Here is a 19,109-nt window from a genome sequence, read left to right on the forward strand (position 1 = left end):
GAAGGGAAGTTCCATGCGTGACCGAGCGGCGGCCCTGACCGCCCTACTGACCGCCGAGGCGATGAACCTGCTGGACTCGACGATCGTCCAGGTCGCCGCGCCCGCCGTGCACCAGAGCCTGCCCGGGCCGGTGTCGGACATCCCGTGGTTCAGCGCCGCCTACACCCTGCCGTTCGCCGTGCTGCTGATCACCGGCGGGCGGCTGGGCGACCTGGCCGGGCGCCGCCGGGTGTTCCGCATCGGCGTGACCGCGTTCCTGCTCACCTCGCTGGCCTGCGCGCTCGCGCCGGCTTCGGCCGCGTTGATCGTGTTCCGCGCCGCGCAGGGCGCCGCGGCGGCCGTGATCATCCCGCAGACCATCGGGCTGATCCGCGCGATGTTCACCGGTGCCGCACTGTCCCGGGCGCTCGGCGCGATCGGCCCAGTGATGGGACTCGCGGCCGTGTGCGGGCCGGTGCTCGGCGGCGTGCTGACCGAGGCGTGGTCCTGGCGCTCGGCGTTCCTGGTGAACGTGCCGCTGTCCGCGCTCGTCCTGCTGCTGGCCCGGAACCTGCCCGAGGACCGCGCCCCGGGACGCCCGCGCCTCGACCTGCCGGGCACGGCACTCGCGATCGCCGGCACCGGGCTGCTGGTCTACCCGCTGGCCGAGATGTCCACTCCGGACTACCCGCTCCTGGCGGGCGGTGTCGCCGTGCTCGTCTTCTTCGTCCTGCACCAGCGTCGCACCCGGACGCCGCTGGTCGAGCCGTCGCTGTTCGCCGGCCGCCGGTTCCCCGCCGCGCTCGTCACGTCCGCGTTGTTCTTCACCGCGACCTCCGGTCTGACCCTGGTCGTGGTCCTGCACGAGCAACTCGACGCCGGGGCGGGCGTGCGGGCCGCCGGGCTGACGCTCGTGCCGTGGTCCGCCGGGCTCGGCGTGGCGTCCTGGATCGCGGGCTCGATCCTGGTGCCCCGCTTCGGAAACCGCGTGATGCCGGCCGGGATCGCCGTGCTGGTCGCGGGTCTGGTCACCGCGTGCGTGGTGACCGCTCACGGCGTGTTCCTCGGCGCGCTCGGGGTCATCGGGATCGGCGCCGGCTTGTTCAGCCCGGCGTTCTTCACCGCGGCGCTGCACGCGGTGCGCCCGGCGGAAGTCGGCTCCGCCGCCGGGCTGCTCAACGCGGTGCAGCAACTCGGCGCCACAGTGGGCGTCGCGCTGCTCGGCGGCGTGTTCTTCGGCGGCGGAACCGTGGCGGCGTACCGGATCGCGATCGTTGTGATGATCGGCGCCGCCGGTGGTTCCGCGCTGATGGCGGGAAATCGGCGCTCTCGGTTTTCCCGGGACCGGGGTTATCGTGTTTCGTGACCATTCCGCGATTCCGGCCGCGGACGTTGCGGTGGCGGGTCTTCCTGCTCGTCGCCGGGTTGCTCGTGCTGCTCACGACCACCTCGATCGTCGCCACCGCGGCCCGGGTCCACGTGAGCGACGCGGGTTCACGCGTGCGGGACACCCTGCGCCCGGCGCAGGCCGCGGTGGCCGCGCTCGGCAAGGGTTACGTGGACATGGAAACCGGCGAACGCGGTTTTCTGCTGACGCGTGATCCGCAATTCCTGCAACCCTACGATTCGGGGCGCGCGGCGGTCAGCGAAGCGGAGAACCACATCGCGCGGCTGCTGGCGGACGACGCGGAAACGATCACCCTCCTCCGCGAAGCCCGCGCCGCGGGCACCGCCTGGCGCACGCAGTCGGCCGAGCCCGCGATCGCACTGGCCCGGCGGGACGGCACGCTCGCGGACAACCAGCCGGGCAAGGCGTTGTTCGACACCCTGCGTGCCCGGCTGGCCGCGCTGCAGAACCGTGTCGACCAGCTGATCGAGGCCGAACTGGCGTCCTCGCGCCGCGTGAACGCCACCGCGAACGTGACCACCGGGGTGTGCGTGGGGCTCGCCCTCGTGCTGGGCCTGGCGAGCGTGTTCATCCTGCGCCGGTCGCTCGTGGCGCCGCTGAACCGGCTCGTCGCGCAGGTGCGGGAGGTCTCCGGCGGCGATCTGCACCGCACGGTCGAGGCGGCCGGGCCGGACGAGCTGACCGGGCTGGGCGAAGCGGTCGAGGCGATGCGGGTGCGGATCCTGTCGGAGAGCGAACAGGTGGCGGCGGCCGCGAACCGGATCGCCCGGCTGGAGGAGACCGACCGGATCGCCCACACGCTCGGTGAGACCGCGATCCGCCGGCTCTACGGCATCACGCTGGACCTGCAGTCGGCGGCCGCCCGGTTCCCGCGGTCCGGGCCGGTGATGGCGACCGCGATCAGCGGCATCGATCGGACCATCGCGGCGCTGCGGACCTCGGTGTACGGCACGGCGGCGCCCACCCGGTCGTCCCTGCGCGCCCAGGTCAGCGAGGTGGTCGGGGAGCTGGAGACGACCCACGGCCGCGTGCCGGAGCTGGTGCTCACCGGCGATCTGGACGTGGCGCCGCCGGAGGAGGTCGTCGCCGAGGTGACCCAGGTGCTGCGCGCCCTCCTGCGCGCCGCCGCGGTGCCGGGCGGCGGCGCGGAGGAGGTCGAGCTGGTGCTGTCCGGTCAAGCGATCCGGCTGCGGGTGGCGTGCGTGGTGCCGGACTCGCGGGTGGCCGGGGTGGAGCGGGCGGTGGCGGAGGCGTCCGGGGACGCGGTCGTGCGCCGGGAGGCGGGCCGCGTCACGGTCGAGTGGCGGCGTCCGTGGTGACGACCGGGTAGGCCGGTTCGCTCATGTCCGCGAGGGCGGTTTCGCGGTCCTCGGGGGTGAGGTGGTCGAGGTAGAGGCGGCCGTTCAGGTGGTCGGTCTCGTGCTGGAAGCAGCGGGCGAGCAGGTCGCGGCCGGGCACGGCGACGGGGTTGCCGGCGAGGTCGAACCCGCGGACGGTGACCTGGGCGGCGCGCCGGACGACGGCCCGGGCGCCGGGCACGGACAGGCAGCCCTCGGGGTGGGCGCCGGTGTCGTCGCCGGTGATCTCGACGACCGGGTTGACGACGTGGCCGACGTGCCACGGCTCGTCGTCGCCGCGCTGGTAGCTCTCCGGGCAGAGGTAGACGAACACGCGCAGCGGGACGCCGATCTGGTTGGCCGCGAGGCCCACGCCGCGGGCGGTGCGCATGCTGACGAACATGTCGGACACCAGCTGCGCCAGGTCGTCGCCGAATTCGGTGACGTCGGCGCAGGGGTGGTGCAGCACGGGGTTGCCGACGGCGGTGATCGGGCGGGATTCGCCGCGCGCGTAGTGGTGGGCCAGGTCGCCGCCGGTGGCGACGTCGTAGTGGACCGCGATCTCGGACATGGGACGAGTAAACCAACCGCGGGCGGGTATGACGGCGAGTGCCCAGTTCGACGTGGACCGGAGGCAGGCGAAGATGACCAAGGCTCGCGATATCATGACGCCCGATCCCGAGTGCGTGCGTACCAGCGACACCGTGCTGGACGCCGCGAAGCGGATGGCGGAGCTGCAGGTGGGGGCGATGCCCATCTGTGGTGAGGACAACCGGTTGAAGGGCATGCTGACCGACCGGGACATCGTGGTGAAGGTGCTGGCGGAGGGCAAGGACCCGCGCGCGGTGAACGCCGGTGAGCTGGCGCAGGGAGAGGCCGTCACGATCGGCGCGGACGACAGCGCGGAGGAAATCCTGCGCACGATGTCGCAGCACCAGGTGCGCCGGCTCCCGGTGATCGACGGCCACGACCTGGTGGGGATCGTGGCGCAGGCGGACGTGGCCCGCTCACTGGACGAACCCCAGATAGGCGACCTGCTGCAGGCCCTGTCGGCGGACTGACGTCCGCGCGGCCGGGGACTGCTTCGGGGCGGGGGCTGCTCGAGTCGTCGGGCGGCCCCCGCCCAGGCGCGGCGTCTGCCGCTGCGGGCGCGGCCGACCGCGCCCGCAGCGGCACTCCCAGCCATGCGGCCCAGCAGCACACTCCCAGCCACGCGGCCTCGCAGGCCACCACGCGCCACCACCACTCCCAGGCACGCGGCTCCGCGCACGTCGCAACCGCCACGCGCCACGACCCGTTGCGGCCACGCGGCCCAGTAGCGCGCCGCACCCCACGCACACCCCCGCACAGCCTCCCCCGGGCCGGGCGCGCCCGGCCGAGGCACCGCAAGCGAAACTCCCGCCGCGAGCACCATTTCCCGTCAGCGGCAACGGAATCATCGACCCCGCCGAACCGGCCCCAAGCGCCAGAACCCCTTGCTCCAGTCGGGTGATTCAACGCATTCGACCCGATAGGGTGGCGATTTCCCAGCCGCTGCGGGATTTTGTCGGTCCCCGAACCTAACCTGGTGCCATGAACTCCAACGCCCTCACCGCAGCCCGGTTCGGTCTCAAGTGGACATTCCTGCGGCGCGCCCTGCACACCGTGGCCCGGTCAGTCCGCGTCCTCCAGCCGGAACCCGACCTTCAGCCCGACCTGGAAGTGCCCGATAGCGCCGTTCTCGATGTGGCCGCGGATCTCGGTCACCTCGAACCAGTCCAGTCCCCGCAACGTCCGCGCCGCACGCTCGATCCCCCCACGGATGGCGGCGTCCAGACTCTCACTCGACGAGCCGACGATCTCGGTGACGCGATAGGTGTGCCCAGCCATGACAGGCCTCCTTGCCCTAGGCGAATACCGGCCCCGGAATTGTCACCCGCCACGCGCGGCCCCGCATCCGCGCGCGATCTCACCGCGCGCGGCTCCCACGAGCCCATCCCCCCACCTGAAGTGGCGCCACACAACCACTCACCCGCCAGCCCGCGAGACGCACAGAAACCACGCGTCCCCCACTGCCCGCCACCCCACAGCACCACGCGTCCCCCACTGCCCGCCACCCCACAGCACCACGCGTCCCCCACTGCCCGCCACCCCACAGCACCACGCGTCCCCCACTGCCCGCCACCCCACAGCACCACGCGCCTCAAGCTGCCCCACACCACCCATCCTCACGTCGCTGCCCACCGACCACAGCCCACCCCAACCGCCCCCGCGCCTCCAACCGCGCCCACACCTCCCACCCCAAACCCACCACCCGCCGAACACCGAACCCGCCCCGGCACCGGCCCTCCCCCACCAACCCGTCGCGAACCGCCCGCCTCCGAAGCCGCCTCCTCCGGCTGAGCGGCTCGTGCCAGGATCGGGGGCATGACACCAGAGGAGCTGTTGACCACCACCCGCAGCGTGCGCAAGCGGCTGGACCTCTCCCGCCCCGTGCCGCGCGAGCTGATCGAGCGGGCGATCACCCTCGCCCTCCAGGCGCCCACCGGGTCGAACCGGCAGGACTGGCACTGGGTCGTGGTCACCGACGCCGACAAGCGCGCCCAGCTGGCCGAGCTGTACGCGAAGTCCTACAAGGCCTACCGCGACACGGGCCCGGCCCCGGAGGAGCGCTACGCCGGCGACGCGGACCGCGCGGCCACCCAGCACCGGGTGATGAACAGCGCCGACTACCTGGCCGAGCACATGGCCGAGGTGCCGGTGCTGCTCGTCCCGGCGATCCACGTCCCGGGCGGCAAGCTCCCCGAGGGCAACCAGGCCGGGCTGTGGGGCTCGATCCTGCCCGCGGTCTGGAGCTACATGCTGGCCGCGCGCACCCTCGGCCTCGGCACGGCCTGGACGTCGCTGCACCTGGTCTACGAGAAGGAGGCGGCTGAACTACTGAACATTCCGGACCACGTCCGCCAGGCGGCGCTGATCCCCACCGCGTTCTACACCGGCGAGACGTTCAAGCCGGCGAAGCGGCAGCCCCTGTCCGAGGTCCTGCACTACGACCAGTGGTGACCCGGTGCCCAGGAAGAGCGCGGCGTTCCTGCTCTACCGCCTGACCGGCGACGGCGGCCTGGAGGTGCTCATCGCGCACATGGGCGGGCCGTTCTGGGCACGCAAGAACGAGCGGGCCTGGTCCATCCCGAAGGGCGAGTACACCGACGAGGACCCGCTGGTCGCGGCACGGCGCGAGTTCGCCGAGGAGGTCGGCGAGCCCGTGCTCGCGGGCGAGATCCTGGAGCTGGGCGAGTTCCGCCAGTCCAGCGGCAAGGTCATCACGACGTTCGCCGCCGAGGGGGACTTCGACCCGGCCGGGTTCGCGAGCAACACGTTCGAGATGGAATGGCCCAAGGGATCCGGCCGCGTGCAGGAGTTCCCGGAGGTCGACCGCATCGAGTGGACCGGTCCCGATCGCGCGGCCGAGCTGCTGGTGAAGGGCCAGGTGCCGATCGTCGAGCGCCTGCGGGAAACCCTGCTCGCGCGCGGAGTTCTGCGCGCCTGAATGGCACGCGGCCGGCGCGCGACGCCATCGGCATCGCGCGTGTGCGGGAGCCCCGTTGGCAGGTAGCGCCTCGGGGTTTCCGCACATCGAGCGGCTGCCGCGAACCCCGTCCGCCTCAAGGAAGCCACGCCCGGAGAACCGGCCCGATCGAGTTCGCCGAACGCTCAGAGCGAGCCCATTGAATCGGGAGATCGAGCCACCGAATCCGGGGACGAACCGACCGAACAAGGAGACCGAGCCCACCAAACCCAGGCACCGAGCCCACCGAAACCCAGCGACCGAGCGCATCGAACCCGGAGGCCGAGCCCACCAAATCCAGACACCGAGCGCATCGAACCCGGAGGCCGGGTCCACCGAACCCAGACACCGAGCCCACCGAACCCAGCGACCCAGCCCAAATCCAGAGACAAGCCCACCGAATCCGAGGCCGATCCCACGGAGCCCACCGAACCCCGGACACCCGCAACGGCGGGGATACCACGGCGCACCGCGAATCCCCGCCGCCGACGGCTCACGCGAGCGAAACCGCCACCTGCTCCAGCTTGTCGAGCGACTCCTGCATCCCGCCCTCCATACCGGACTCGAGGTGCCCGTCGCGGGCTTCCTTGCTCGGGTACTCGGCCAGCACGGTGAGCGTGGTCCGCCCGTCGTGCTCGGTCAGGGTCAGCGTGTTCAGCGAGGACGCGCCCGGCATGCCCTCGAACACCTCCGTCGACACGATCCGCTCGTGCGGCACGACCTTCTGGTACTCGCCGTGGAAGGCGACCTCGAAACCGCCGTCCGCGACCATCACGTAGCGCCATCTCCCACCGGCCCGCAGATCGACCTCGACGGACGTCACCTCGCCACGCTCGCCCGCCCACCAGCGCTTCACCAGCTCCGGCGTGGTCCACGCCTGCCACACCAGGCGCGCGGGCGCGTTGAACTCACGCGTGATCCGAATCTGGTTGTCCGCCGGAAGCGTCACCTTCGCCGTACCGCTAGTCGTCACCGCGACCATCTCCATCCTCCAGTTCCTTGAGTTCTTCCAACACCGTGTCCAGACGGTCGAACCGCTCGTCCCACAACCGCTGGTAACCGCTGACCCACTCGTGGATGTCCTTCAACGGACGGGCGTTGATGCGGTACACCCGCTGCCGTCCCGAATCGCGAACCTCCACCAGCCCCACCTCCCGCAGGACCCGCAGGTGCTTGGACACCAGCGGCTGGGCGAGCCCGAGCACCGACACGAGGTCGTTCACCGGCTTCTCCCCGCCGGCCAGGAGGTCGAGGATCTGCCGCCGCCGCGGTTCGGCCACCGCGTTGAACGCGTCCGCTGTCGTCGCTGCCCGTGCCATGCACCCAATATATACCCATATGGGAATGCGTCAAGGAACCCAGGCAACTGCATCGATTTCGACCAGGTAGCGCGGGTCGAACAGCGACTGCACCCCGACGAGCGTGCTCGCCGGGCGCGTGGTCACCCCGGCGTGCAACGGCGCGAGGATCGCCTCGGCCAGCTCCGGCCGGTACCCCGCCACGTAGATCGTGTGCTTGACCAGGTGCTCCCGGCTGGTGCCGGCCGCGGCGAGCGCGACGTCGATGTTGCGCACGATCTGCTCCACCTGCGCGACGTGATCACCCTCCCCGACCGGTTCGCCGTGGGCGTTCCAAGCGACCTGCCCGGAGAGGAACACCAGGCGCGACGCGGGGACGGTGACGGACAGGCTGAACACTTGGGGCAGCGCGAAGAGCCCGGCCGGGTTGGCGTACTGCGGCATCTCACTCTCGGTCATCGCCGCAGCCTAGGACCGGCCACCCAGCGCGGCTATCTCGCGGAACCGGGCGGCAGCCACCGGCGACGGAGCAGCACGTGGCTAGCCTGGAGCCATGACGCCTGGCGAACTCAAACGACTGTGCCTGTCCCTGCCGGGTGCGCGCGAGGAGTTCCCGTTCGGCGAGGCCAACAGCGTCTTCAAGGTCGCGGGCAAGATGTTCGCCCTCAGCCCGCTGGAGTCGACGCCGCTGCGGATCAGCCTGAAGTGCGACCCGGACCTCGCGGTGCAGCTGCGCCGCGACCACCCCGCGATCACCGCCGGCTACCACCTCAACAAGCGGCACTGGAACACCGTCGTGCTGGACGGCTCGGTGCCCGAGGACCTGGTGCGCGAGATGATCGAGGACTCCTACGACCTGGTCGTGGCTGGGCTGCCGCGCCGGGAGCAGGAGAAACTCCAGTGGGTCGCGCTCGGCCAGGAGAAGGCGCCCCGCGGACCCACTAACCTACGCCGGTGACCGTCGAGCTGAGCCTGCTGTCGCGCGTCGCCTGCCGCGGGCGGGAGATCACCGCGCCCCGGCTGCGGAACCTCCTCGCGCTGCTCGCCGCCGACCTGACCACCGGCTGCGGCACGGGCCGGCTCGTCGACGGGCTGTGGCCGGACGAGCAGCCCGAGAACCCGGTGAAGGCGCTGCAGATCCTCGTCTCGCGCGCCCGCTCCCAGTTCGGCGCGGACCTGATCGCCAGCACGCCCACCGGCTACCGCCTCACCCTCGAACCCGCCCAGGTCGACGCCGCGGCGCTGCTTCAGCACGCCTCCGCCGCCCGCACCGACGATCCCGCGGCCGCGCTCGCCGAGGCGGACGCCGGGCTCGCGCTGTGGGACGGCTCCGCCGACGACGGCCTGGACCCGCTGTCCACCCTGCGCCGCGAGCGGCAGCCCGCCCACCGCTTCCTGGTCCGGGCCCGCGGGCTGGCGCTGTCCCGGCTGGGCCGCCACGCCGAGGCGCTCGATCCGCTCACCGCCGCCGCGAGAGACCGGCCGCGGGACGAGGAAGTCCTGCTGGAACTGCTGCGGTCGGAGTCGGCGACCGCCGGCCCGTCGGCGGCGCTGGCCCGGTTCGAGACCCACCGCCGCGCCCTGCGGGACGACCTCGGCACCGATCCGGGGCCGGAACTGCTGTCCTGGCAACGGGAAACGCTCGCCGGCGAGCAGCCCGTGGTCCGGCACGGCATCCCGCACGACCCCAACCCGCTGCTCGGCCGCGCGGACGACATCGCGGCGATCACGCACCTGCTGCGCCGCTCCCGGGTCACCTCGATCGTCGGTCCCGGCGGGCTGGGCAAGACCCGTCTCGCCCACGCGGTCGGCCGGGCCGCCGAACAACCGCTCGTCCACTTCGTCGCGCTGGCCGGCGTCCGCGCCGACGAGGACGTCGCCGGCCGCGTCGCCACCGCGCTCGGCGTCGGCGAGGCGCGCCGCACGCCCGGCCCGCGCCCGCCGGACGACCTGACCGGCATCGCCGAGGTCCTCGGCGCCGCACCGGCGCTGCTGATCCTGGACAACTGCGAGCAGGTCCTCGACGGCGTCGCCGAGCTGGTCGGGGCCCTGGTGTCGATGACCCGCGACGTGCGCGTGCTGACCACCAGCCGCGCACCGCTGGGGCTGTCGTCGGAGTCGGTGTACCCGCTGCCGGAGCTGGACCTGGACACCACGATCGAGCTGTTCACCCAGCGCGCCCGGGCCGCGCGGCCGGACGCGGACCTGCCCGCGGACGTCGTGACCGGCCTGTGCCGTCACCTCGACGGCCTGCCGCTGGCGGTGGAACTGGCCGCGGCGCGGGTGCGCGTGCTGTCCGTCCCCGAGATCGCCCGGCGCCTGTCCGACCGGTTCGCGCTGCTGCGCGGCGGCCCACGCGACGCGCCTCAGCGGCACCGCACGCTGCAGGCCGTCGTCGACTGGAGCTGGCACCTCCTCGACGAGCACGCGCAGGCGGCGATGCGCACGCTGTCGGTGTTCCCGGGCGGGTTCACCGAGGACGCCGCCCGGCACCTGCTGGGCGGCCACGACACCCTCGACGTCCTCGGTGAGCTGTCCGGCCAGTCGCTGCTCAAGGTCGTCGACACCCCGGTCGGCACCCGGTTCCGGATGCTGGAGACGGTGCGCGAGTTCAGCGCCGCCCGCCTCGCCGAAGCCGGCGCGACCGCGCGCGTCACCGACGATTTCCTCGCCTGGGCGCGGGATTTCGGTCTGGCGCACCACGAATCGGTGTTCGGCGCCGACCCGTACACGGCGAGCGAACGGATCCGCGCCGAGCAGGACAACCTCGTGACGGCGATGCGGCTGGGCATCGAGCGCGGGGACGGCCCGACGGTCGCGGCCACGGCGGCGGCGCTGGGCGCGCTGTGGACGGCCGACTCCAACTACTCCCGCCTGGCCGCGCTCACCACGGACGTGCCCGCGGTGCTCGCGCGCTTCCACCCGAAACCGGAGTTCGTCGAGGTGACCCGCACCGCGGCGACCGTATGCGTCACCGCGACCTTCATGCTCCAGGGCCCGCGCGCGGTGCGGTCGCTGCTCGTCCTGCGGCGGCTGCCCGAAGCGCCGCCGAGCACGCTGATCCGGGCACTGGCCACGGTGCTGGCCCGGTTCCCGGAGATCACGCGGTCCGGTCGCCGCGCGCTGGACGCCCTGTGCGAGAGCGAGCAGCCGCTGCTCGCCTACGTCGCGCGCGGCGTGGACAGCTACTGGTGGGAGACCGACGGCGACACCGCTCGCGCCCTCGCGTCGGCGCTGCGGATGCTGGACGCCGCCGAGGTTCCGGACGCGCCCTGGCTGCGGCTGATGGCGCGCGCCCGGCTCGGCGAGCTGCACCTGCAGCGGGGCGACGCCGGGGAGGCCACCCGGCACCTGAGCGCGGCGATGCGGCTGCTGCAGGATCTCGCGCCCTGGCCGGACACGATCGGCATCCGGTGGGGTCTCATGCTCGCCGCCCTCCAGGCCGGCGCGGTCGACGAGGCCGAACGCTGGCTCACCCGGTCCAGCCCGTCCACTGTGGACGACCGCTTCGACGTCGTCACGTTCGACCTCGGGGTGCGGGCGGAGATCGCGCTCGCCCGCAACGAGGTCGACCACGGGCTGGCGCTGTGGCGGCAGGCGGTCGCCCGGCAGCGCGACAACGGCGTGCTGCCCCTGCGCGAAGCGCCCGGCCTGGACTCCTGGACGCTGGAGCTGATCTCGGTGACGGTGATCGCGCACGCGCAGCACGGCCGGCTCGACCTGGTCGCCGACCTCGTCGCCGAACTCCCCGCGCTGGTGCCGCCGCTGTTCAGCGAGAGCGCGGCGAAACTGCCCGCCTACCTGATCGGGATGGCGGTGCGCGGAACGGTCCTGCTCGCGCTGGGCGTGCTGGCGCTGGACCGCGGCGACCCCGCCGGGGTGCGGATGGTGGCGCTGGCCGAGCGGCTGGGTTTCCTGCGGAACTTCCAGCCGACGATGTCGCCGGCCGGGATCCGGGCCGCGGCCGAGAACGCCGACGGGCCGGCGTACGCCGACGCGGTGTCGGAGTACGCCGGCCTGAGCCCGGACGAGCTGCGCCTGGCGGCGCTGGAGCTGGTCAGCGAGTCGGTTCGCGGTTGAACAGGGCCTTCGCCCACACGTAGCCGAGCAGGGCGATGCCCACCCCCAGCCGACCGCGGCCCAGCCGTACCAGCCGATCGGCGTGCCGGCGAGCAGACCGCGCAGGGTCTCGATGACCGCGGTGAACGGCTGGTACTCGGCGAACCAGCGGATGCCCGACGGCATCGAGTCCAGGGGCACGAAGGCGCTGGACAGGAACGGCAGCAGCAACGTCATCGGCATCACGATGTTGCTCGCCCCCTCGACCGTCTTGGAGAGCTGGCCGAGCGCGGCGGAGAACCAGCTGAGGCCGAGCGTGAGCAGCAGCAGGACGGCGGTCACGAGCAGCCAGTCCCCGATCCCGGCCGAGGTGCGGAAGCCCAGCAGCAGGGACACGCCGAGGACGATCAGCAGGCTCGCCACGGCCTGGATCACGTTGCCCAGGACGTGTCCGGTGAGGACGGACGCGCGGGCGATCGCCATGGTGCGGAAGCGGGCGACGATGCCCTCGGTCAGGTCGGAGCAGATCGCCACGGCGACCGGCATCGTGGCCGATCCGACGGTGAGCAGCAGCATTCCGGGCACCAGGTAGGCGAGGTAGTCACCGCTGGCCGGCCTCCCGGTGAGGCCGGCGCCGATCGCGCCGCCGAAGACGTAGTTGAACAGCAGGAGCATGAGGATCGGCATCGCGGCGACGCTCAGCGTCATCGACGGGTAGCGCAACGCGTGGCGGAGGTTGCGCCGCAGCATGGTGGCGGAGTCGGTGAGCGCGGGCATCAGCGGGAAACCTTCTCTTCGGTGGGGTGGCCGGTCAGGGCGAAGAAGACGTCGTCCAGGTCGGGCGTGTGCACGGCGAGGCCTTCGGGCTCGATGCCGGCGTGGTCCATGCGGTCGAGCAGCGCGCGCAGCGACCGGACCCCGCCGTCGCTGGGGATCTGCAGGGTGAGGGCCTCGTCGTCGCGGGAGACTTCGCCGAACGTGCGGGCGGCCAGGTCGAGGGTCGGGGCGTCGGCGAAGCGCAGTTCGACGTGCCCGCCGGGGATGCGGCGCTTGAGTTCCGCCGGGCTGCCCTCGGCGACGAGCGCGCCGTGGTCGAGCACCGCGATGCGGTCGGCCAGCTCGTCGGCCTCCTCCAGGTACTGGGTGGTGAGGAAGACGGTGACGCCGCGGTCGACGAGGTCGCGGATGATGTCCCACATGGTGTGGCGGCTGCGCGGGTCGAGGCCGGTGGTCGGCTCGTCGAGGAAGATGATGCGCGGCTCGCCGACCAGGCTCATCGCGAGGTCCAGCCGTCGCCGCATGCCACCGGAGTAGACGGCGGCGAGTTTCTTGCTCGCCTCGACCAGGTCGAAGCGTTCCAGGAGGTCCGCGACCCGGCGGCGGCCCTCGGCCTTGGGCAGGTGGTGCAGGTCGGCCATCAGCCGGAGGTTCTCCTCGCCGGTGAGCTTGTTGTCGACGGCGGAGAACTGGCCGGTGACGCCGATGGCGGCGCGGACCTGCCCGGCTTGGGCGACGAGGTCGTGCCCGGCGATGCGGGCGCTGCCGGAGTCGGCCCGCAGGTAGGTCGACAGGATCTGGACCATGGTCGTCTTGCCCGCGCCGTTGGGCCCGAGCAGGGCGAAGATCGAGCCGGCCGGGATGCGCAGATCGATCCCGCCGAGCACGACCTTGTCCCCGAACGCCTTGCGCAACCCGGCGACCTCGATGGCCGGGGTGGTCGTGGTGGTGGTGGTCAAAGCCCCCTCCTCGGTGTGAGTTCCGTTGCTGCGACGAGCATCGGAGGAGGCGGCTTCAGGCGGGCTTCACCACGGTTTCAGGGGTGCCGGCGGCGGTTTCAGGGCCTCACCAGGACCGCCCGGTGACACGAAGAGGGGCCCGTCCCCCCGAGGACGGGCCCCTTGATCCCCCTTGGGTCAGACTCGCGCGAGTTCCGGCTCCGGTGCGCGGCGCAGGCGCACCACGCCCGACGCCGCGATCAGCAGGCCCAGCGCGGCGATCCCGGTGATCACCGTCAGCGCCGGGGTCAAGCCGGTCAGCAGGGAGCCGCCGCCGCTGCCCGTGAGCACCGCCGTCACGATCGCGAGGCCGATCGCGCCGCCGACCTGCAGCGACGTGTTCAGCAGGCCTCCGGCCAGACCCTGCTCGTTGTCACTGATACCGGTCGTCGCCTGGATGTTCAGTGACGAGAAGGCCAGGGTGAAGCCGATGCCGAGCAGGATCATGCTCGGCAGCACCGAACCGGCGTACCCGGAGTGCTCGTCGACCCGCAGGAACAGCACGTACGCGATCACGTGCGCCAGCACGCCACCCAGGATGGTGCGCGACGTGCCGACCCGCTCGATCAGCGGCTCGATCCGGGGTGACCCGAACGCCACGATCAGCGCCGCGGGCAGGAACCCGAGCGCGGTCTCCAGCGCCGACCAGCCCAGCACGTCCTGCAGGTACAGCATCACCACGAACTGGAACCCGATGTAGGCCCCGAAGAACAGCGCCGCCCCCAGGTTGGCCCGCGCCAGCGGCCCGGAGCGCAAGATGCCCAGCCGCAGCAACGGGTGGCTGCTGCGCTTTTCGATCACCACGAACGCGGTCAGCAGCGCCACCGCGACGGCGAACGTGATCAGCGTCCGCGGCGCGGCCCAGCCGACCTCCGGCGCCTCGACGACACCGAACACCAGCAGCAGCGAACCGGCCGCGCCGGTGATCGCGCCGGGCAGGTCGTAGCCGCCCGCCGAGTGGTCCCGCTCGTACGACGGGACGACCTTGATCGCCGACACCAGCGCGATCAGCGCGATCGGCACCGGCAGCAGGAACGTCCACCGCCAGCCGACCTCGGTCAGCAGCCCGGAGAACACCAGGCCGGCGGAGTACCCGCTGGCGCCGAACACCGCGAAGATGCTGATCGCGCGGTTGCGGGCCGGGCCCTCCTGGAACGTGGTGGTGATGATCGACAACGCGGCCGGCGCGGTGAACGCCGCCGCCAGGCCCTTGATGAACCGGCTCGCGATCAGCAGGGCGCCGTTGTCGACGAGACCGCCGAGCAGCGACGCGACCGCGAACACGGCCACCGCGACGAGGAACACCCGCCGCCGGCCGAGCAGGTCCGCCGTGCGGCCGCCGAGCAGGAGCAACCCGCCGTAGCCGAGCACGTACCCGCTCACGACCCACTGCAGCGCGCTGGTGGACAGGCCGAGCTCGGCCTGGATGGACGGCAGCGCGACGCCGACCATCGAAACGTCGAGGGCGTCCAGGCCCACGACGGTGGACACGGTCAGCAGCACGGCCCACAGCCGCGCGTCCCACCGTGTCGACGTGGTGGACAGGTGCGCAGGAGAAGTCATGGCAGTCAGATTACATGCACGCGCATCTAATGCAAGAGGGTTTAATGCATTTGCATCAAATTCCCGCGCATGCTATGGTGCCGCCATGGGTGACGTCGCCGACGGACGGCTCGTGCAGCAGTGGCACGAGCTGATGGCCCTGCACGCGACCGTCTTCGGCGAGCTGGAATGCCGCCTGCAGGACCGGCACGGCATCGGGGTGAGCGAGTTCGAGGCCCTCGAGCGGCTCGCGACCTGCGACACCAAGTGCCGCTCCGCCGACCTCCTCGACGCGGTGCACCTGAGCCAGAGCGCCACCTCGCGCCTGGTCGCCCGCCTGGAGAAGGAGGGCCTGGTGGACCGCGCGATGTGCGAGCAGGACCGGCGCGGCGTCTTCGTCATGCTCACCGACGCCGGGCGGCGCCGCTACGAGGAGGCGAAGCCGACCCACCGCGCGGTGCTCCGCGACACACTCGGCCAGGCCCGCATCCCGAAGGCCGGTTGACCCGCCGCTCCACGGGGTAGCTCACCGCCACGCGCAGACGCCGACGGTGGGAGTGCAACCGTGAGCGAGCACAACAGGGAAAGCGTTGCCGGCCGGGCGAAGGCCGGCCTCGACCGCGTGGACGCGGTGCAGCGGGAACACAAGTCGCTGTCGGTGCCGGTCGCCGTGGTCCGGAAGTTCCTCGAGGACCAGTCCACGAACCTGGCGAGCATGATCGCCTTCTGGGCGTTCTTCTCGATCTTCCCGCTGTTCCTCGTCCTGATCACCCTGCTCGGGTTCTTCGTGCCGGACAACCTGAAGACCGACGTGCTCGGGCACGTGGGGCAGATGTTCCCGCTGCTGGACCCCGCGACGATGCAGGGCTTCGGCGGCTCGGTGTGGGCGCTGGTCCTCGGGCTGGTCACCGCGCTGTGGAGCGGGCTCGCGGTCGTGCGCGCGACGCAGACCGCGTTCAACTCGGTGTGGGAGCTGCCCTTCCACGCGCGGCCGAGCCTGCCCGAGCAGATCGGCCGCAGCGTGCTCGTGCTGGTGACGATCGGGCTCGGGCTCGTCGTCAGCACGCTGATCAGCGGGTTCGTCTCCAGCGGCACGGACCTGCTGAACCTGGGGTGGCTGGGCCGGATCCTCGGTTACGCCGTCGCGATCGTCCTGGACATCGGGTTGTTCGTCGCCGCGTTCCGGATCCTCACCGACCGCGAGGTCTCCACGCGTGACGTGCTGCCCGGCGCGGTGCTGTCCGGTGTCCTGTTCTGGGTCCTGCAAACGCTTTCGTCGCTGATCATCAGCCGCTACCTGCAGAACGCGCAGAGCACCTACGGCACGTTCGCCACGGTCATCACGCTGCTGTGGTGGTTCTACCTGCAGAGCATCATCACGCTGCTCGGGGCGCAGCTCAACGTCGTCCTCAAGGACCGGCTGCACCCGCGCGCGCTGGTCGGCGCCCCGGAGACCGACGCCGACCACCGCGCCTACGAGTCCTACGCGGAGGAACGCGCGTACCACGAGCAGGAGCGCGTGGACACCGAGTTCCCGCCCGAGCAACGCGGTTGACTACTCCGCGCCGGTCACGAACGCCTCCCGCTCGGCGGCCGGCCGCTCGCGCAGGGCGAGCACCGCGGCCAGCGTCACCAGGCAGGCCAGCAGCATGTACCCGGACACCGCGAGCGACGTGCCGGTCTCCCCGACCAGCCAGGTCGACACCAGCGGCGCGAACCCGCCGCCGAGGATCGCGCCGAAGGCGTAGGCGAACGAGACGCCGCTGTAGCGGATGCCGGCCGGGAACAGCTCGCTGTAGGCCGCCGCCTGCGGGCCGTAGGTCAGGCCGAGCCCGAAGCCGAGCACGATCACCGCGGCCAGCATGAGCGGCACCGAGCGGGTGTCGAACAGCAGGAAGAACGGGAACGTCCAGGCCCCCATCGCCAGCGTGCCGACGAGGTAGGTGCGGCGCCGGCCCCACCGGTCCGACCAGTGCCCGGCCAGCATCGTGAACACGCCCCAGGAGACGGCGCCGACCATGCCGATGGACAGCATCGTGGTGCTGGACAGCTTCAGCGTGCGGGTGCCGTAGGAGTTGATGAACGCGATCAGGATGTAGCCGACCATGTTGTTGGCGATGAACAACCCGATGGCGATGACGAGTTCGCGGCGGTTGGTGCGCAGCAGCTCGGCCAGCGGCGCGGACCGACGGGCGCGGCGGGCGCGCAGCTCGCTGAACACCGGGCTCTCCGACACGCGGGCCCGCACGAAGAAACCGACAGCGATGAGCACGACGCTGAGCAGGAACGGGATGCGCCAGCCCCAGCGGGCGAACTGGTCGTCGGTGGTCACCGCGGAGACGCTGAAGAACACCAGGTTGGCCAGCAGCAAGCCGATCGGCACGCCGATCTGCGGGAACGAGCCGAAGTAGCCGCGACGGCCGGGCGGAGCGTGCTCGACCGACATCAGCGCCGCGCCGCCCCACTCGCCGCCGGCGGACAGGCCCTGCAGCAGCCGCAGCACGACGAGCAGGATCGGCGCGGCGACGCCGATCGAGTCGTAGGCGGGCAGCAGGCCGACGCCGATCGTGGAGATCCCCATCAGCAGCAGGGTCGCGACGAGAACCGCCTTGCGGCCGACGCGGTCACCGAGGTGGCCGGCGACGATCCCGCCGATCGGCCGCGCCACGAAGCTCACGCCCAGCGTGGCGAACGAGGCCAGCAGCGCCGCGGTGCCGTCCAGCGAGGGGAAGAACTGCTTGCCGAACACCAGACTCGCGGCCGAGGCGTAGATGAAGAAGTCGTACCACTCGATCGTCGTGCCGACGAGGCTCGCGCCGACGACGCGGCGCAGCTGCCCGCCGTCGTGCGACCGGCTCGTCCGGGCCGAAGCCTCGGGCGTGTGCGTCATGGGCCATCCCTTCCCGCCATTGGAAAGAAGATCAAAGGTTTGATTAGTTCCCTGGCAACGTAGATGCCACACTGCCGGAAGACCAGGGGCGGGTGCAGACCTTTACCGTCCTGAGACCTTCGGCTGGGACCGCTTCCGGCGGGCCGGGGCGCACCGAGCCGGCACGGCCAGCGGGACCTTGAGCAGGCGGGGGCGCGTCCGCTTCCGGCAGGCCCGCGGCGCACCAGCCTGGCACAGGCCAGCCAGGGGACGCTGGGCAGGCAGGTGGGCACGTCCCCTGGCGGCAGATCCGCGGCGCACCAGCCTGGCACAGGCCAGCCAATCCCCCGGCACACCCCACCTGGCACAGCCCAGCCAGGGCCCTTCCGCAGGCGAGCAGCCCCCGGCGCAGACCGCCGGGCGCGCTGCCCGGCCCGGCCTCCGCCGTCCCCCACGCACCAGCCCGGCGCGGGCGAGCAACCAGAGTCAGAGGAAGTCCCGCAGCCGCGTGGCGAACGCGGCCGGGTCGGCGGCGAAACCGGTGTGGTCGCCGGGGAACCGGGCCGGTTCCACACCCAGCTCCGCCGCCAGCGCCTCCGACGTGCGTTCGCACAGCTGACCGGCGGATTCCTCCCCGATGCCGATCACCACCGGGCGGGTGCGCAGGACCTCGAAGTCCGGGATCCAGCGGGTGGTCGGGCGGTACATGCGCGCGTACTGGTAGTTCGCGTCGGCCAGGTCCCGCGGGCTCGGCTCCTGCGCGAAGAACTCCTGGAACACCGGCTCCGGGAGGTGGATGTCCGCCATCTCCAGGAACTTCCGCATGGCGCCCACCGGATCACCGGCGAAGTGCGTCGCGATGACCTCCCCGCCCTGGGCGCGGATCCGGTCGGCGTCCGGGAGCAGGTCGCTCAGCGGCGGCTCGTGCGCGATCACGGTCGTGACCAGGTCCGGGCGCGCCTGGGCGAGCGCGAGGGCGCTGACGGCGCCGCCGCTGGAGCCGAACACGACCGCGGGACCGGCGCCGGCGTGCTCGATGAGCCGGGCCAGGTCGTCGGCGCGGATCTCCGGCGTGGAGTCCTGCTCGGGGTCGTCCACCGGGCTGCGGTTGACGCCGCGCGGATCGGTGGTGAGCACCGTGTGGTCACCGGCGAGCAGGTCGGCGAGCGGGGCGAACGGGCGCGCGTCCATCGGGGCGCCGACGAGCACGACGAGCGGGCCCTGCCCGCGGATCTCGTGGTGGAGACGCGCGCCGGGAACGGGAAGTGTCCGGGACATCAGAATCCTCCTGGGGA

The 19,109-nt window shown here is 72.1% G+C and carries 18 protein-coding genes and 1 pseudogene; 9 read left to right on the forward strand and 10 right to left on the reverse strand.

The window, feature by feature from the left end; genetic code table 11:
- The first annotated feature begins 13 nt into the window (after positions 1-13).
- Both L1857_RS29180 and L1857_RS29185 read left to right on the forward strand, forming a co-directional pair.
- Positions 14-1,345, forward strand: a complete 1,332-nt coding sequence (locus L1857_RS29180) for an MFS transporter (protein WP_116113975.1) — start codon at positions 14-16, stop codon at positions 1,343-1,345.
- Positions 1,342-2,706 carry a CHASE3 domain-containing protein gene (locus tag L1857_RS29185; protein WP_249466894.1) on the forward strand — a complete coding sequence of 455 codons (1,365 nt, stop codon included), beginning with the start codon at positions 1,342-1,344 and terminating at the stop codon, positions 2,704-2,706. Before L1857_RS29180 ends, L1857_RS29185 begins: the two co-directional genes overlap by 4 nt.
- On the opposite strand, the gene def is transcribed toward L1857_RS29185, so the two are convergent.
- On the reverse strand, positions 2,678-3,295 hold the full coding sequence (def, locus tag L1857_RS29190; RefSeq protein ID WP_116113977.1) for a peptide deformylase: 618 nt from the start codon (positions 3,293-3,295) through the stop codon (positions 2,678-2,680). The two genes, L1857_RS29185 and def, sit on opposite strands and share 29 nt — an antisense overlap.
- Positions 3,296-3,368: 73 nt before the next feature.
- Here def and L1857_RS29195 point away from each other — a divergent pair, with 73 nt between their 5' ends.
- On the forward strand, positions 3,369-3,785 hold the full coding sequence (locus L1857_RS29195; RefSeq protein WP_094004262.1) for a CBS domain-containing protein: 417 nt from the start codon (positions 3,369-3,371) through the stop codon (positions 3,783-3,785).
- A 592-nt stretch (positions 3,786-4,377) separates the two neighbouring features.
- Here L1857_RS29195 and L1857_RS29200 read toward each other — a convergent pair.
- Positions 4,378-4,593: a dodecin gene (locus L1857_RS29200; RefSeq protein WP_094004196.1), complete on the reverse strand. Its 216-nt coding sequence runs from the start codon at positions 4,591-4,593 to the stop codon at positions 4,378-4,380.
- A 537-nt stretch (positions 4,594-5,130) separates the two neighbouring features.
- On the opposite strand from L1857_RS29200, the gene L1857_RS29205 reads away from it, so the two are divergent.
- Positions 5,131-5,766 carry a nitroreductase family protein gene (locus L1857_RS29205; protein ID WP_249466899.1) on the forward strand — a complete coding sequence of 212 codons (636 nt, stop codon included), beginning with the start codon at positions 5,131-5,133 and terminating at the stop codon, positions 5,764-5,766.
- Between the two features lie 4 nt (positions 5,767-5,770).
- Positions 5,771-6,253: an NUDIX hydrolase gene (locus L1857_RS29210; protein ID WP_094004194.1), complete on the forward strand. Its 483-nt coding sequence runs from the start codon at positions 5,771-5,773 to the stop codon at positions 6,251-6,253.
- Positions 6,254-6,764: 511 nt separating this feature from the next.
- Here L1857_RS29210 and L1857_RS29215 read toward each other — a convergent pair.
- The 3 genes from L1857_RS29215 to L1857_RS29225 are packed head-to-tail and all read right to left on the reverse strand — an operon-like array spanning position 6,765 to position 8,028.
- Positions 6,765-7,259 carry an SRPBCC family protein gene (locus tag L1857_RS29215; RefSeq protein ID WP_240323390.1) on the reverse strand — a complete coding sequence of 165 codons (495 nt, stop codon included), beginning with the start codon at positions 7,257-7,259 and terminating at the stop codon, positions 6,765-6,767.
- Positions 7,234-7,590 (reverse strand): ArsR/SmtB family transcription factor, encoded by a 357-nt coding sequence (locus tag L1857_RS29220; protein WP_094004260.1) that lies wholly within the window; start codon positions 7,588-7,590, stop codon positions 7,234-7,236. Before L1857_RS29220 ends, L1857_RS29215 begins: the two co-directional genes overlap by 26 nt.
- A 30-nt stretch (positions 7,591-7,620) precedes the next feature.
- Positions 7,621-8,028, reverse strand: a complete 408-nt coding sequence (locus L1857_RS29225; protein ID WP_116113871.1) for a RidA family protein — start codon at positions 8,026-8,028, stop codon at positions 7,621-7,623.
- Positions 8,029-8,122: 94 nt separating this feature from the next.
- On the opposite strand from L1857_RS29225, the gene L1857_RS29230 reads away from it, so the two are divergent.
- Complete coding sequence (locus tag L1857_RS29230; protein WP_094004192.1) at positions 8,123-8,527, forward strand: MmcQ/YjbR family DNA-binding protein; 405 nt, start codon at positions 8,123-8,125, stop codon at positions 8,525-8,527.
- Positions 8,524-11,649: an ATP-binding protein gene (locus tag L1857_RS29235; protein WP_116113868.1), complete on the forward strand. Its 3,126-nt coding sequence runs from the start codon at positions 8,524-8,526 to the stop codon at positions 11,647-11,649. Before L1857_RS29230 ends, L1857_RS29235 begins: the two co-directional genes overlap by 4 nt.
- Here L1857_RS29235 and L1857_RS29240 read toward each other — a convergent pair.
- The 3 genes and pseudogenes from L1857_RS29240 to L1857_RS29250 all read right to left on the reverse strand — a co-directional run bounded on the left by L1857_RS29240 (position 11,627) and on the right by L1857_RS29250 (position 14,966).
- Positions 11,627-12,405 (reverse strand): annotated as a pseudogene (locus L1857_RS29240) (ABC transporter permease). The gene L1857_RS29235 and the pseudogene L1857_RS29240 overlap by 23 nt on opposite strands.
- Entirely contained in the window at positions 12,405-13,364 is a 960-nt protein-coding gene (locus tag L1857_RS29245; RefSeq protein ID WP_116113866.1) for an ATP-binding cassette domain-containing protein, read from the reverse strand. The pseudogene L1857_RS29240 and the gene L1857_RS29245 overlap by 1 nt, the downstream one beginning before the upstream one ends.
- Before the next feature lie 177 nt (positions 13,365-13,541).
- A complete protein-coding gene (locus L1857_RS29250; RefSeq protein WP_116113863.1) occupies positions 13,542-14,966 on the reverse strand; it encodes an MFS transporter in 1,425 nt (474 codons plus the stop codon).
- Positions 14,967-15,051: 85 nt separating this feature from the next.
- On the opposite strand from L1857_RS29250, the gene L1857_RS29255 reads away from it, so the two are divergent.
- Together L1857_RS29255 and L1857_RS29260 are read left to right on the forward strand one after the other, a co-directional pair.
- Positions 15,052-15,450: a MarR family winged helix-turn-helix transcriptional regulator gene (locus L1857_RS29255; RefSeq protein ID WP_116113860.1), complete on the forward strand. Its 399-nt coding sequence runs from the start codon at positions 15,052-15,054 to the stop codon at positions 15,448-15,450.
- A 60-nt stretch (positions 15,451-15,510) separates the two neighbouring features.
- Positions 15,511-16,500 carry a YihY/virulence factor BrkB family protein gene (locus L1857_RS29260; RefSeq protein WP_116113858.1) on the forward strand — a complete coding sequence of 330 codons (990 nt, stop codon included), beginning with the start codon at positions 15,511-15,513 and terminating at the stop codon, positions 16,498-16,500.
- Here the strand turns inward: L1857_RS29260 and L1857_RS29265 are convergent, their stop codons facing one another.
- Together L1857_RS29265 and L1857_RS29270 are read right to left on the reverse strand one after the other, a co-directional pair.
- On the reverse strand, positions 16,501-17,835 hold the full coding sequence (locus tag L1857_RS29265) for an MFS transporter (protein ID WP_249466907.1): 1,335 nt from the start codon (positions 17,833-17,835) through the stop codon (positions 16,501-16,503).
- A gap of 465 nt (positions 17,836-18,300) precedes the next feature.
- Positions 18,301-19,092 carry an alpha/beta fold hydrolase gene (locus L1857_RS29270; protein ID WP_116113853.1) on the reverse strand — a complete coding sequence of 264 codons (792 nt, stop codon included), beginning with the start codon at positions 19,090-19,092 and terminating at the stop codon, positions 18,301-18,303.
- Positions 19,093-19,109: the final 17 nt, after the last annotated feature.

The sequence above is a fragment of the Amycolatopsis thermalba genome (assembly GCF_023376025.1).
Classification (GTDB): Bacteria; Actinomycetota; Actinomycetes; order Mycobacteriales; family Pseudonocardiaceae; genus Amycolatopsis_E; species Amycolatopsis_E thermalba.